The organism is Caulobacter sp. GW821-FHT10A10 (genome assembly GCF_059415745.1).
The window spans coordinates 79,883-92,747 of sequence record NZ_JBWKNV010000003.1 but is presented as its reverse complement, the minus strand read 5'-3'; the positions used below and the strand labels follow the sequence as shown (position 1 = coordinate 92,747).

13 protein-coding genes are annotated in these 12,865 nt (G+C 68.6%); 3 read left to right on the top strand and 10 right to left on the bottom strand.

The annotated features are described in order from the left end of the window. Positions 1-65: 65 nt before the first annotated feature. The 6 genes from yghU to AC07NS_RS09655 all read right to left on the bottom strand — a co-directional run bounded on the left by yghU (position 66) and on the right by AC07NS_RS09655 (position 8,009). The gene (yghU, locus tag AC07NS_RS09680) at positions 66-923 is read right to left on the bottom strand and encodes a glutathione-dependent disulfide-bond oxidoreductase (protein WP_494602912.1); all 858 of its coding nucleotides are present in this window, start codon (positions 921-923) and stop codon (positions 66-68) included. 206 nt (positions 924-1,129) lie between these two features. Then, complete coding sequence (locus AC07NS_RS09675; protein ID WP_494602911.1) at positions 1,130-2,056, bottom strand: ABC transporter substrate-binding protein; 927 nt, start codon at positions 2,054-2,056, stop codon at positions 1,130-1,132. Further along, positions 2,056-3,057, bottom strand: a complete 1,002-nt coding sequence (locus AC07NS_RS09670; RefSeq protein WP_494602910.1) for a zinc-binding dehydrogenase — start codon at positions 3,055-3,057, stop codon at positions 2,056-2,058. The genes AC07NS_RS09675 and AC07NS_RS09670 overlap by 1 nt, the downstream gene beginning before the upstream one ends. A gap of 93 nt (positions 3,058-3,150) precedes the next feature. Next, positions 3,151-5,457: a TonB-dependent receptor gene (locus AC07NS_RS09665; protein WP_494602909.1), complete on the bottom strand. Its 2,307-nt coding sequence runs from the start codon at positions 5,455-5,457 to the stop codon at positions 3,151-3,153. Between the two features lie 176 nt (positions 5,458-5,633). Further along, entirely contained in the window at positions 5,634-6,992 is a 1,359-nt protein-coding gene (locus AC07NS_RS09660) for an LLM class flavin-dependent oxidoreductase (protein ID WP_494602908.1), read from the bottom strand. A gap of 99 nt (positions 6,993-7,091) precedes the next feature. Then, a complete protein-coding gene (locus AC07NS_RS09655) occupies positions 7,092-8,009 on the bottom strand; it encodes a LysR family transcriptional regulator (RefSeq protein WP_494602907.1) in 918 nt (305 codons plus the stop codon). Positions 8,010-8,232: 223 nt separating this feature from the next. Between AC07NS_RS09655 and AC07NS_RS09650 the strand changes: the two genes are divergently transcribed. Genes AC07NS_RS09650 through AC07NS_RS09640 form a run of 3 tightly spaced genes read left to right on the top strand, consistent with a single transcriptional unit; the run spans position 8,233 to position 9,756 of the window. After that, positions 8,233-8,811 (top strand): HD domain-containing protein, encoded by a 579-nt coding sequence (locus AC07NS_RS09650; RefSeq protein WP_494602906.1) that lies wholly within the window; start codon positions 8,233-8,235, stop codon positions 8,809-8,811. Then, a complete protein-coding gene (locus tag AC07NS_RS09645) occupies positions 8,804-9,280 on the top strand; it encodes a DMT family transporter (protein ID WP_494602905.1) in 477 nt (158 codons plus the stop codon). Before AC07NS_RS09650 ends, AC07NS_RS09645 begins: the two co-directional genes overlap by 8 nt. Positions 9,281-9,282: 2 nt before the next feature. Further along, positions 9,283-9,756: a DMT family transporter gene (locus AC07NS_RS09640; protein WP_110117589.1), complete on the top strand. Its 474-nt coding sequence runs from the start codon at positions 9,283-9,285 to the stop codon at positions 9,754-9,756. On the opposite strand, the gene upp is transcribed toward AC07NS_RS09640, so the two are convergent. Genes upp through AC07NS_RS09620 form a run of 4 tightly spaced genes read right to left on the bottom strand, consistent with a single transcriptional unit; the run spans position 9,735 to position 12,863 of the window. After that, positions 9,735-10,418, bottom strand: coding sequence for a uracil phosphoribosyltransferase (upp, locus tag AC07NS_RS09635; RefSeq protein ID WP_494602904.1), 684 nt, complete (start codon positions 10,416-10,418; stop codon positions 9,735-9,737). The genes AC07NS_RS09640 and upp overlap by 22 nt on opposite strands. An 11-nt stretch (positions 10,419-10,429) precedes the next feature. After that, complete coding sequence (locus AC07NS_RS09630) at positions 10,430-11,641, bottom strand: questin oxidase family protein (RefSeq protein WP_494602903.1); 1,212 nt, start codon at positions 11,639-11,641, stop codon at positions 10,430-10,432. Beyond that, positions 11,638-12,618 carry a pseudouridine-5'-phosphate glycosidase gene (locus AC07NS_RS09625; protein ID WP_494602902.1) on the bottom strand — a complete coding sequence of 327 codons (981 nt, stop codon included), beginning with the start codon at positions 12,616-12,618 and terminating at the stop codon, positions 11,638-11,640. The genes AC07NS_RS09630 and AC07NS_RS09625 overlap by 4 nt, the downstream gene beginning before the upstream one ends. Before the next feature lie 11 nt (positions 12,619-12,629). Next, on the bottom strand, positions 12,630-12,863 hold the full coding sequence (locus AC07NS_RS09620) for a tautomerase family protein (RefSeq protein ID WP_494602901.1): 234 nt from the start codon (positions 12,861-12,863) through the stop codon (positions 12,630-12,632). Positions 12,864-12,865 lie beyond the last annotated feature (2 nt).

Here is a 12,865-nt window from a genome sequence, read left to right as displayed (position 1 = left end):
CGAGATCCCGCCGCTGCTCGGCAACCTTTTGGTCCCACGAGGCGCGGTCGATCGAGGAGGGGAAACTAGACGATCGCGTCGAGGTCCGCCGCGGCGTGACGCTCAGGAATGCCGCCAGAGACCTTGTTAACGAGCTTGCCGCGATGCACGCCCGGACGGCGCTCGAGGAGATCGACCCATCGCCGAATATTGGCGTAGTCCGCCGCCGACAGGAATTCTGCTGCGGAGTAGGCGTCGTTGAGAAGCCCGCCGTACCAGGGATAGATCGCCATGTCGGCAATCGTGTATTCGTCGCCAGCGACGTATTCGGTCTTGCCCAGCCGGGTATCGAGGACATGGAGCTGGCGCTTGGTCTCCATGGCGTAGCGATCGATGGCGTATTCGATCTTGAAAGGCGCATAAGCGTAGAAATGGCCAAAGCCGCCGCCGACAAATGGCGCCGAGCCCATCTGCCACATCAGCCAGTTCATCGTCTCGGCGCGCCTGTAGTGCTCCGTTGGCAGGAACACCCCGAATTTTTCTGCCAGGTAGAAGAGGATCGATCCGCTTTCGAAAAGGCGCGTGTGAGGATCGGTGGATCGATCCAGGAGGGCGGGGATCTTGGAATTGGGATTGATCGACACGAAGTCGCCGCCGAACTGATGGCCCTCGCCGATCTTGATGAGCCAGGCGTCATATTCGGCTTGCGCATGGCCGGCCGCGAGCAACTCCTCAAGGAGGATCGTGACCTTCACGCCGTTGGGCGTCCCCAGCGAATAGAGCTGGAATGGGTGCTGGCCTACGGGGAGCGTCTGATCATGCGTAGCGCCCGAGATCGGACGGTTGATGTTGGTGAACTGACCGCCGCTCTGATTGTTCCAGGTCCAGACCTTGGGAGGCGAGTAGCCGCTGGGTTGGTTATCGAGCGGGGCAGGGGCGTTCATGAGTAACCTCGGAGGATGTGTGCGGCGTTGTCAGCGCCTCACTTAGTGAGTTGGCGCTGGATCCAAAGTCCGACCCGCGAGGAGACCTGTCCATCGCTCGGGCAGGATGTGATGGCGAACGTCCAATTTTCTGGAAGCGCGTGATTGTCGGCGATTGGTGGAGAGCTGGCCGCGCCGGCGCCATGGCTCACCCTCGGTTCAATGGGTCAAAGCGAAATGAACGCTTGGTGGACGGGGCGGTCGGTCGCCAGGGAGCCGGCGTTGCGAAAGGTCGCGGCCAAGCCCGACTGGTAGGCGACGAAGTCGGCGTCGAGCGGCGCTGGGCGCCAATGCTGCCGGTCAACGGTGTAGTGGGCCACATCCTCCGGGGCGCCGGTGGTCTGGGCTAGGGCCTTGGCCGCGACGGCCGGGTGATCGTTGGTCCAGGCCGAAGCGTCTCTGACCCGCTTCAGATAGTCCTTCAGCAGCGACCGGCGCTCGGCGATGGCCTGTTCGGAAGCGACCTGCAGCAGGTAGTTGCGCACCAGCCCAAGCCCGTCGACGCCAAGGCGGACCGGATCGTGCAGCAGAGCCGCGGCGATGAACGGCGGCCAGGTGGCCCAGCCGTCGACCGCGCCGGCCCCCAGGGCCGCCTTTCCCTCAGCCGGCGACAGGAAGGCCCAGTCGACGTCGGCGGGCGTCAGGCCAGCCTTCGCCAAGGCCCGCAGCACCAGGAAGTGGCCGGCCGAGCCGCGCGGCACGGCGATCTTCTTGCCCTTCAGGTCGCCTGGACCATGGATCGACGACGTCTTGGGGACCAGCACCCCAGAGGCGCCGGCGGCATCCTCGGCACGCTGCGCCTGAACGGCCTTGATGGCCTTTCCGGCTTGGTAGGCGAACTGGAACGAGGCGTCGCCGGTGGTGGTGACGTCGACGGCGCCGGCGGCCATCGCCTCCAGCACCTCCTGGCCGGTGGCGAAACTGCTCCAGGCGATCTCGTAGGGCGCGCCGGCCAGGACGCCGGACGCCTCCAGCGTCGCGCGCATCGGCCCTGTCAGGGCGCCGACCCGCAGAACGGCCGCGGGCGAGCGCTTGCAGGCCGCCAACAGAAGGGGCGCGCCCAGGACCGAGCGGCGCGAAAGTTGGATGGTCATCAAAGCCTCACCACGGTTTTTCCCAGGCTCCTGCCGGCGATCAGATCGACGAAGGCCTGCGGGGTCGCGTCCAGGCCGTCGCGCACTTGGGTCTCGGTCTGGATCGCGCCGCTGCGCAGCCAGTCGCCGACGCTGCGCTGGAAGGCGGGCCAGAGGCGCTGATGGTCACGTACGTGATAGGACTTGAGCTCGACCTGCGAGGTCATCATCCGCCAGGTCCAGGCGCCGGCCCGTTCCGAGAAAGGCGTGGCGCTATCATAGGCCGAGACCATGCCGCAGACGGCGACCCGGCCGTGGGGATTGATCAGCGACAGGGCCGCATCCAGCAGGGCGCCGCCGACATTGTCGAAATAGACGTCCAGGCCGTCGGGCAGGGCGGCCGCGAGGCGCTCGCGCCAGTCGGCCTGCTTGTAGTCGATCACGGTCTCGACGCCGGCGACGTCCGCCAGCCAGGCTTGCTTGTCCGCCGAGCCGACGGTGGCCACCGTCCGGCAGCCGATCAGCCGGGCCAACTGGACGGCGAGGCTCCCCACCGACCCGGCCGCCGACGAGACCAGGACGCTTTCGCCAGGCCGGGCCCGCGCCACTTCGATCAGGCCGACATAGGCGAAGAAGCCGCCCACCCCCAGCGGTCCCATGTGCCATTCCAGCGGATCCTCGCCGGCTGCGATCTTGCGCGTTTCCTCGCCGCGGCCGACGGCGAAGTCGCGCAGGCCCTGATAGTGGCCGACGAGTTCGCCCGGCGCATAGCCGGGGTGGCGGGACTCCACGACCTCGCCGATCGAGAAGCTGTGCAGTCCTGCGTTCAGAGGCGCGGTTCCGTTGGCGAAGAATACCCGCCGCACCGGGTCGATCGACAGCAGGCGGTTGGCGATCAGGAACTCGCCCGGCGCGAGGTCAGGCAGGGCGATTTCGGCGATGGCGAAATCGGCGGCGCTCAAGGGGCCGGCCGGACGGCGGACGATGTGCACCTGTCTGGCGGTGCGGGGACTGGACGTCATGGCGGCTCTTCCAGGAAGTCAGGGGACGGGCGGTTCGACCGGGATAAGGGCTGGACGCCGCGGTCCCGGGGACGGCGGCGTCCGAGGTCGGCGTCAGAAGCTGTGGCGGACCTCGAGATAGACCGTGCGCGGGTCCGTCCAGCTTGCCGAATAGAAGGTGGCGTAGGCCGGCGAGCCGTTGGTCGTGCCCAGGCCCGACCAGACGAGATAGCGGCGGTCGAGAAGGTTGCGGCCGCGCAGAGCCGCCCTCCAGGCGCCGTCGGGGCTTTTCCAGCCCAGGGCCGCGTCCAGGAAGGTCTGCGGCGGCATGCGGTTGTAGGGGCTGTTGGCCGCCGTCAGGAAAGTTGCCCCTTGGTAGGAGAGGTCGACCCCCAGCGTCAGCTCGCCAGGCAGGCCGACGGGCAGGCGGTAGTCGCTGGCGATCTTGCCCTGGAACTTGGGCGCGTTCGGCAGGGGCGAGCCGGAGTGCGCCGAGGTCGGTACGATCGCACCGCCGGCCAGGACCACCTGGCTGTACGTCCCGCGATAGGTGTCCAGCTCCGTGTCCAGCCAGGAGGCGGTGGCGTCGAGACTCCAGTCGCTCGTGACCTGGGCCGCCGCCTCCAACTCGATCCCCACCGAATGGCCGTCGCCGGCGTTGAAGCGCCGGCTCATCGCCGTCAGCGGGTCGTAGGCGCTGATCTGGATGTCGGTGAAGTCGTTCCAGAACACCGCGCCGTTCAGGCGCACACGCCCGCCCGATAGGTCGCTCTTCACCCCCGCCTCGTAGGTGGTCACCTTCTCGGGCGCGTAGGGCGTGGTGGCCTGACGCGAATTGGACGGGCTGTTGGCGCGGAAGTCGAAGCCGCCGGACTTGGCGCCCTGGCTGATAGAGGCGTAGGCCTTGACCCCCGGCGCGGCCTGGAAGGTGGCCGACAGCCGGGGCAGCAGCTGGGTCCAACTCTTGTGGGCCTTCACATGCCAGGCCGTCGCGGCCGGCGAGCCGTAGAGGATCGCCAGCTCGTCGGCGACCTGGGAGACGTCGGTAACCGTGAAGGTGTGGTCGCCGCCGGCGATCAGCCAGCTCAGGGTCTCCTCCGTCGTATGGCGTTCGACATTGTAGCGCAGGCCGCCGGTCAGGGTCAGGCGCGGTGTCAGGTCGTAGTCGGTCTGGACATAGGCGGCGGCGTTGTAGGTTTTCTGGTCGATGGCGGCGTGGACCGGCGTGAAGACGATCCGGTTGGGCGAGCCATAGAAGGTGGTCGAGGCGTTGACGTTGCGTCGGGTGATCCAGTCTTCGTAGAGCAGGTAGACGCCGGCCACGACGCGGGCCTTGCCCGCCGTTCCGCTCAGCTTCAGGTCCTCCGACCAGGCGTTGTCGTAGTAGCGCAGGGGCGAGGAATTGCGGGCGAAGCGGTCGCCGGTGTTGTCGTAGTTGGCGTGGTCCTCGAACACCCGCCAGGCGGTGACGCTTGAGACCTGCCAGCTTGGCGATGCCCTGTAGAGCGTCGTTGCCGTCACGCCGGCCTGCCGATAGCGGTTCTTCGGGTAGATCGGCGAATTCAGCGCGTACTTGTCGGCGTTGAGCAGGTTGCCGTAGCCGCGGTTGAGGCTGTCGTCGGCCGTGCCGTCCACGGCCAGGGTGAAGTCGAGGTCGGCGGTCGGCGTGAACCGCAGCTTGGCGCGGGCCTGGGTCAGGGCGATGTCGTTCTCGCGACGGTCCAGGGTGCGGTTGTAGTCGGTCCCATCGCGCTGGTGGCGGCTGATGGCGAAGCTGCCATAGACCTTGTCTTCGACGATCGGACCGCTGACCAGGACGCCCAGCTTGATCTCGTCGAACGAGCCGTAGCCACCCAGGAGCTCTTTGCGGACCTGGTTGTCGGGAACCACTGTGGTCAGCCGCACCGCGCCGCCCTCGACCTGATGGCCCAGGTGGATCACCGGGCCGCGATCGACCTGGATGTCGGCGATGTCCAGAAGCTCCTGCATCGCGCCGAGATTGCGGGTGATGTAGACCCCGTCGACGAAGGTGCCGACCGAGGGCTCGCCCTGGGCGTCCAGCTCGCCGATGCCGCGCAGGAAATACTGGGCGGCCGAATAGCTCATGGTGTTGCGCGGCTGGTAGAGGTTGGGCGTCAGGTTGACGAGGTCCAGCGTGCTGGCCACGCCCCGCCGCTCAAGCACGTTCGCCGTCAGCACCGAGATCGAGGCCGGGTCGCCCTGGGCCAGGGCCGCCTTTCGCTCGGCTTGCTTGGCGGCGGTCACGACCACGCGATCGACCTCGGCCGCCGAGGCGTCGGGCGCGTCCGCAAGGTCGGGGTCGGCCGCGTGGGCGGCCGAGAGGCTGAGAAAGGCGAGCGCGGCCCCCGCAATGAGGCGGCTTTTGAGGCGCGGAGGCGCCGGCGTTTGGATCTGTCGCAAGGTGTCCCCCAGAACTGGTTTCGGCTTGCGGCAATTCCACGGTTGGGTGGGGCGATCAAACGATTATGTTGAATATAAGATATTGAATTATAAGCAAAAAATGTTGAATTGACGTGCGGATGCGCTCCCGTCGCGGCGCGGCGGAAGGACGTGGTCAATGCGGCGGTTTCCATCGTTCAAGAGGCGGCGCTGATGGCGTCCGGCGGTCCGTGCGGCCAGGTTGGGCGGCCAAGGCCCAGACGCTCGCGCAAGCTGGTCGTGCGGCTTTCGGGGGCGATGCGACCACGCCGGACAAGTTCGGGCAGGACCAGATCGATGAAATCGGTGAGGCCGCCAGGCAGGGTGGCGGGCATGAGATTGAACCCGTCGCATCCGTAGGCCTCGAACATCGCCTCCAGCGCATCGGCGACGTCGATGGGATCGCCAACCACCTGCCAGTGGCCACGACCGGGCGCCAGGCGCTGATAGAGTTGTCGAACGCTGAGCCCTTCACGTCGGGCCAGGTCCAGCACCAGCGACTGTCGACCCCGGGCGGTCTGCGATGGCGGGCGGGCCGGCAAGGGGCCGTCGAGATCGAGCGGCGGCAGCGGGTCACCGCCGGACAGGTTGCGCAAGAGGTCCAAGCCCACGATCGGATCGACCAGGGCCTGCAGGGCTCCAAGCTTGGCCTGCGCCTCTTCCCGGGTTGGAGCCACGATCGGCACGACGCCGGGCAGGATCTTGAGGTCGTCGGGTCTGCGGCCGTGGGCGGGCAGGCGGCTCTTGAGGTCGGCGTAGAAGGCTGCGGCCGTCTGGGGGCTGGACTGGGCGGTGAAGACGAGGTCGGCGGTGCGGGCGGCCAAGGCCTTGCCGGGCTCGGAGCTTCCGGCCTGGACGATGATTGGCCGCCCTTGTGGCGGCCTGGGAATGTTCAGGGGGCCGCGAACCCGAAAGTGCTCGCCAGCATGGTCGAGGCGGTGGAGGCCGTTTGGATCGAAGAACCGGCCGTTGCTGCGATCCTCGACGAAGGCCCCGTCGTCCCAGCTGTCCCAAAGCCCGCGGACGACATCGACGAATTCCTCGGCCCGGGCATAGCGGTCGGCGTGCGGGATGGGCGCCTGGTGTCCGAAGTTGAAGGCCGCGCCGGGGTCGGCCGAAGTGACGGCGTTCCAGCCGGCTCGCCCATCGCTGAGATGGTCGAGGGAGGCGTACTGGCGGGCCAGGACGTAAGGATCCGAAAAGCTGGTCGAGGCGGTGGCGACCAGCCCGATCGTGCTGGTGGTCGCGGTCAGGGCCGAGAGCAGGGTGAGCGGCTCGAAGCCGTAGACGCCGTTATGGGCCTTGCGGCTGGCGGCCTCCGGCGACTCCAGCTGCACCTCCACAAAGTCGGCGAGGAAGTAGAGGTCAAAGCCGGCAGCCTCGGCCTGGCGTGCGAGGGTGACATGTTCGTCCAGCCGGCGCAGGGTCCAGGCGGCCGGATCGCGCCAGCCGGCCACATGGTGGCCGGCTGGGTGCACGAACAAGCCCAGGATCATCTGTTCGCCGCGCCGGCGCATCTGCCCTCCTTGCCCTTCGGACGGGAGGCGGACCCTAGGCGTCGATGGCCGGGGCGATAATCCTGGCGATTGTCCGGTTATTGCGGACGGATTGGTCCGCTATGCCGCGCTCAGGCGCTGGGCTGAAGACTGAGCGGGCAGCAGGGCGCCGGCCAGGAAATCAACGAACAGCTTGACCTTGGGCGAGTTGAAACGGCTCTGCGGCCACAGCGCCCGAAAGACGCCGCGATGAGCCACGTACGGGTCCAGGATGGGGACCAGGCGTCCGTCCTGCAGCTGGGCGTGAACGGCGTAGTCGGGCAGGCAGGCCAAGCCCATGCCCTGTTCGGCCATTTGCACCAGGGGCTCGATCGTGCTGGCGACCACGCTGCGCGGCAGGTCCAGAGAGAGCTCCGCGCCGTCCCGCAGCAGCCGCCAGGGCGCCAGCTTGCCGGTCGCCGGATACTTGTGATGCAGGCAGGCGTGGCCGAGCAGATCCTCGGGCGTGGCGGGCGCGCCATGGCGCGCGAAATAGGCCGGCGCGCCGACCAGCCGGTGGCCGAAGGTGCCCAAGGTTCGGGTGATCAGTTGGGAGTCGCTGGCCTCGCCGGTGCGCACCACCACGTCGAAGCCCTCGTTGATCAGGTCGACGATCCGGTCGGTGAAGTCGAGATCTAGCTCGACGGAGGGATAGGCCCTCATGAAGCCGGTCAGGGCCGGCATCATCAGCATGCCCACCAGCGGCAGGCTGACCCTGAGACGCCCGCGCGGCGCGCCCTGGCCCTCCGTCAGCTCGGCCTCGGCCTGGGCGATCTCGCCCTGGATGCGCTGGCAGCGCTCGAGAAAGACCTCGCCCTCCGGCGTCAGGGCGATGGAGCGGGTGCTGCGATGAAAGAGCCGCACCCCCAGCCGCTCCTCCAGCCTCGCTATGGCCTTGCCGACGCCCGATGACGAAATGCCGAGGTTGCGCCCCGCCAAGGTGAAGTTACGCGTCTCGGCGGCCTGGATGAACACATTGAGCTGGCCGAAATTATCCACGCGGGGGGTCCTCTACGACTGTCTGCGACGGCCCTCGTCGCCATAGAGACGGGGACGCGCGCCCGTAGGCAAGTGAGGTTTGCTCAACACAAGATTGTGCAGCCTCAATGGTCGGTCCGATGGTCGCTTCGGACTCTGTGGTCCGCTCTCTGTGGACCCCAACACCGCTTCCGCCGCCCGGCGGCCAAGGCCGATGATGTCTCGCCCGCCGTGCGAGGACGCCATGGACAACGTGATCGGTTTCATTCTGGAGCTCGACAAGCTCAAGGGCGTGACCCGCAAGGTCAAACCGCTGGGGCTCGATCGCTACGAGAACCCCGCCGAGCACAGCTGGCAGATGGCCTTGGCCGCCACCGCGTTGCAGCCCTATGCCGCCGAGCCCGTGGACATCTCGCGGGTGATCTCGCTTCTGCTGGTGCACGACGTTGGCGAGATCGACACGGGCGACGTCATGGCTTTCGTCGAGACGGGCCTTTCAGAGCGCAAGGTTGCTGAGCGACAGGCCGTCGAGCGGATCTTCGGCGTCCTGCCGCAGGGCCAGGCCTGGACGCTGATCGCGCTGTGGGACGAGTTCGAGGCCGAGGAGACGCCCGAGGCGCGCTTCGCCCACGCCATCGATCGGGCCATGCCGGTGCTGCTCAATCTCGCCAACAACGGCCAGAGCTGGCGCGAGAACGGCATCAGCCACGACCGCGTGGTCGCGCGGGTGGCCGAACCGATCCGGCGGGGCTGCCCCAGTCTGTGGAGCCATATCGAAGCCAGGCTGGGAGCCGCGCGCCAGGAGGGTCTGTTCGGTGCCTAAGGCTGCTAGCTCCGAGACGATCCTGGCCTTGGCGGCGGGGATCGTGCTGGCCTCGATGATCGCGATCAACAGCCGCCTTGCGCACTTTTCGTCGCCGCTCTTCGCATCCTGGCTCGCCCACGGCGTGGGGACCGTTGCAGCATTGATCGCCGTCGTGGCCTGGCGGCGAGCAGCGCCTAACGCGGCGGTCGCGGCGTCGCCGCCCGGCGGCGGGCGCTGGCCGCGCTGGATCTATCTGGGCGGGGTGCCAGGCGCACTGACCGTCCTGCTGGCGGCGATCACCGTCAACGGACCGCTGGGTTTTTCGGGGACCCTGGCGCTGATGCTGGCCGGCCAGATGCTGTTTGGCGTCGCCGCCGACCGCTTCGGGTGGCTTGGCCTGGAGCGGCGCGCGCCGACCGCCGGCGGACTCCTGGGCCTTGGGCTGGTGCTGACCGGCAGCCTCGTCATCATCGCCGCGGCGGGCTGACCATGTTGATCGCCGTCCTCATCGCTCTGTCCAACGGCCTGTGCATCGGCGTCAGCCGCGGGATCAACGGCCATCTGGGCCGCCGCGAAGGCGCCTTGCGCGCCTCGCTCTGGAACCACGTCGTGGGCTTCGTCTTCCTGTCGGCGCCGATCGCCCTGCAGGGGGCGGGGGCCTTCCACGTCGGCCCTGCGCCATGGTTTGCGTGGATCGGCGGTGTCCTGGGCGTGGCTTTCGTGGCCCTCAACAGCCATGTCGTTGTGCGGCTGGGCGCCAGCCGGACGGCCGGCCTGGTGGTCGGGGCCCAGATGCTGACCGGCGTGGTGATCAGCAATCTAGGCGCGGCGATCGACGGACGCACCCTGGTGCGGCTGGCCGGCGCGGCCCTGATCGTCGCCGGGATCTGGCTGGCCAACAATCCGGGCGCGATCGCGAGACTGCGCCCGGCGCTGGCGGCTCAGACGGGCGAGCCGAAGTAGCGGTCGCCGAAATCGCCGATGCCCGGCAGCATGTAGGCGTTCTGGTTCAGCCGCTCCTCGATCGCCGAGGCGACGATCCGCAGCTTGGGAAAGCGGCTGGCCAGCACCGTGACCCCCTCGGGGGCGGCGATGAACGCCACGAAGACGATGTTCTCCTCGGCCACGCCCTGTTGCAGCAGCAGGTCGATGGCCGCCACGGCGGTGCCGCCGGTGGCCAGCATCGGATCGAGCAGCAGCACTTGGCGGCCGGCGATGTCGGCCGGAAGGTTCTGATAGTAGAACTTCGGCGTCTTGGTGACCTTGTCGCGCTGGATCAGGATCTTGCCGATCCGTACGCCGGGAATAATCGCCCGCAGCTCGCCCTCCATGCTCTCGCCGGCCCGGATCACCGACACCCCGCAGATGTGCTCGGCGAAGGCCAGGCCCTCATAGGCCCGGCCTACCGGGGTTTCGACTGAGCGCGGCGCGAAGGGCAGCAGGTCCAGGGCGCTTTCGAGCAGCAGACGGATGATGCGGCCGCTGTAGTGGACGAAGTCGGCGCGCGAGGCGGAGCGATCGCGCACGACCGTGTGCAGGGCGCGCAACTGCCGCGTCTGGGGCAGGACGTGCAGGCCCGCCTCGATTGATGGACGGGCCGAGGCCGGAGCTAGATCGAGCGGCATGGGGGTCTCCTTCAGGCCTCGTTGTCGGCCGGCTGTTCGAAGCTTTGGGGCAGGAGCGGGGTCTTGGTGAACTGGGCGGCGGCGATGCGGTAGAGCGCGCGTCCACCCGATCGCCGCCACAGCTTCTGCAGGACGTAGGCGAGCTTGGGGTTGTGCTCTTCCTCCTCCAGCACCGCCCGCGCGACGATCGCCCGCCAGTCGTCAGCCCGCTCGGGGCTGTCGACCTCGTCGCGACCGGGCAGGGCGGCGGCCAGGGCCTCCAGCTTGCCAGGCTTGGGAACCAGCTTTTCGCCCAGCGCGATGGCCAGGGCCCCGACCCAGTAGCCCTGGTAGGCGGCGCGGGCGTCGGCCGGAGCCAATCGCGACGCGATTGTCTCGACCGCATGCAGGGCGGTGATCAGGTGCAGGACGACGAAGTCTCCGGGAAAGGCGAGGTAGAGCAGGGTGACTGCTTCGAACAGCGCCTCCCAGTCCTCCGCTGCCGGCGCCTGGCCCTGGCCCGCGCCCGTCGCCCATGGCGGCAGGCCGTAGAGCAGCGGGTGGCCGTGGGCGGCGCTGCGGGCGATGCGGTATTGCAGGCCCGAGCGGGCCAGCTCTGGATGGATCGACTGAGCGTCGGGCGAGCGGGTGTCTGCCTGGGCCGCCTGGAGGCGCTGCGCCGGCGCCGGATCGGCATGCCAGGCCCGCGCGATGCGCAGCAGGCTGTCTTGCGGGGAGGTGTCTTCAGCCGCGGCCGCGTCCGGCGTCGCCCGCTCGGCATGGACCGGGACGTGGGTGAAGACCAGGTAGGCCAGCCCCTCGATCGCCATCCAGCGGCTGCAGGCGTCCAGTCCCCAGCCCAGGTGAATGGTGGCGTGGGTGAAGGCGCCGATCCAACCCGTCAGCAGCTGCGGACCATAGAGCGCGACGACGCCGTCGAGGCCCAGCCGCCGTTCCTCGGCGTCGAAGAAGGCGCAGAGGGCCGAATAGCCCCGCCGCTTGCCCAGGAAGTCGCGCCATGTCTCGCGCGTCACCACCAGGTCGGAGGTTCGGGCCGGCTCCAGCCCGTAGCCGTAGGTCGTCAGCTCGGCGTAGTTTTCATAGTAGGCCAGGATCTCGTGGGGCGGCGTTCCAAGGCCGGCCAGGGCCACGACCGCGTGCTTGGCGTGGTTGGTCAGGTGGCCGTTGAACTCGATATGATAGGCGCGATCGGCCAGCAGGGTTTCGATGATGTTCCCGCTCATCGGACGAGCTCTCCCTGGGCGGCTTCTCGAGGCTGAGGCGCGCTCAGCGCCGCATAGGCCGCGGCCAGCTTGCCGCCGAGATGGGCGGTGTGGACCAGGACGGCCGTATTGGCTTTCGAGGCGCGGCCGTCGGTGGCCGCGTCGACCGCGCGCATCAGCCGTTTGGTCAGTCCCGCCCCGCTGACGCCTTCGGCCTCGGCGCTGGCGACGGCGTCGGCCACGGCCGCCTCGATCGCTTCGCCATCCAGGGCCTCGGCCTCCGGGATCGGGGCGGCGACGAGCACGCCGCCGGTTCCGCCCAGGGCCCAGTGCAGGTCGATCGCCCGGGCGATGGTCGAAAGATCGTCCAGGCGCTGAGGGCTGGGCACGCCGCTGGAGCGGCAATAGAAGGCCGGCAGCTCGTCGAAGCCGTAGGTGACCAGCGGCACGCCTTGGGTCTCCAGCACCTCGGCGGTCAGGGCAAGGTCGAGGATAGTCTTGGCGCCGGCGCAGACCACGGCGACCTTCGAGCGGGTGAACTGCACCAGATCGGCCGAGACGTCCCAGCTCTGGGCCGCGCCGCGGTGCACGCCGCCGATCCCCGCCGAGGCGAAGACGGCGATGCCGGCCAGCTCGGCGATGGCCAGGGACGAGGCGACCGTGGTCGCGCCCTTTCCGCCGCGCGCCAACGCGAAGGGCAGATCGCGGGTCGAGACCTTGGGGATGCCGGGCTCGGTGGCGAAACGCTCGATCGCCTCCCGGTCCAGGCCGACCAGGAGGCGGCCGTCCTCGATGGCGATCGTGGCCGGAACCGCGCCGCCGGCCCGCACGGCCGCCTCGACCGCCAGGGCGGTTTCGACATTGTCGGGATAGGTCAGGCCGTGGGTGATGACGTTGGATTCCAGCGCCACGACGGGCCGGCCGGCGGCGAGCGTGGCGCGGACCTCGGGCGCCAGCACCAGCCGTTCGGCCAGGCGATTGGGATCGATCTGGGGCAAGCCGTCCTCCTTCAGGCGAAGTCGTAGCCAGGGCGGCGCACCAGCAGGCCGGCCCGGTCGTGCAGTTCGGGAACCACCACCCGATCGCGCCAGATGTCGGGCGTCACCGGTTCGAGGGCGACGGAGACCGTGGTCTCGCCGACGTCGAAGGTCTTGGTGATCAGGTCGACCAGGCCCTCGACCAGGGTCTGGCGGGCCTCGGGCGTCAGGTCGCGGGGGAAGTGCTTGATGTTGACGTGGGGCATGA

Coding starts and splice junctions, on each gene's coding strand:
- yghU (WP_494602912.1), bottom strand. CDS start 923: ATGAACGCCCCTGCCCCGCTCGATAACCAACCCAGCGGCTACTCGCCT.
- AC07NS_RS09660 (WP_494602908.1), bottom strand. CDS start 6,992: ATGCGCCGGCGCGGCGAACAGATGATCCTGGGCTTGTTCGTGCACCCA.
- AC07NS_RS09620 (WP_494602901.1), bottom strand. CDS start 12,863: ATGCCCCACGTCAACATCAAGCACTTCCCCCGCGACCTGACGCCCGAG.
- AC07NS_RS09650 (WP_494602906.1), top strand. CDS start 8,233: ATGGACAACGTGATCGGTTTCATTCTGGAGCTCGACAAGCTCAAGGGC.
- AC07NS_RS09630 (WP_494602903.1), bottom strand. CDS start 11,641: ATGAGCGGGAACATCATCGAAACCCTGCTGGCCGATCGCGCCTATCAT.
- upp (WP_494602904.1), bottom strand. CDS start 10,418: ATGCCGCTCGATCTAGCTCCGGCCTCGGCCCGTCCATCAATCGAGGCG.
- AC07NS_RS09670 (WP_494602910.1), bottom strand. CDS start 3,057: ATGACGTCCAGTCCCCGCACCGCCAGACAGGTGCACATCGTCCGCCGT.
- AC07NS_RS09640 (WP_110117589.1), top strand. CDS start 9,283: ATGTTGATCGCCGTCCTCATCGCTCTGTCCAACGGCCTGTGCATCGGC.
- AC07NS_RS09675 (WP_494602911.1), bottom strand. CDS start 2,056: ATGACCATCCAACTTTCGCGCCGCTCGGTCCTGGGCGCGCCCCTTCTG.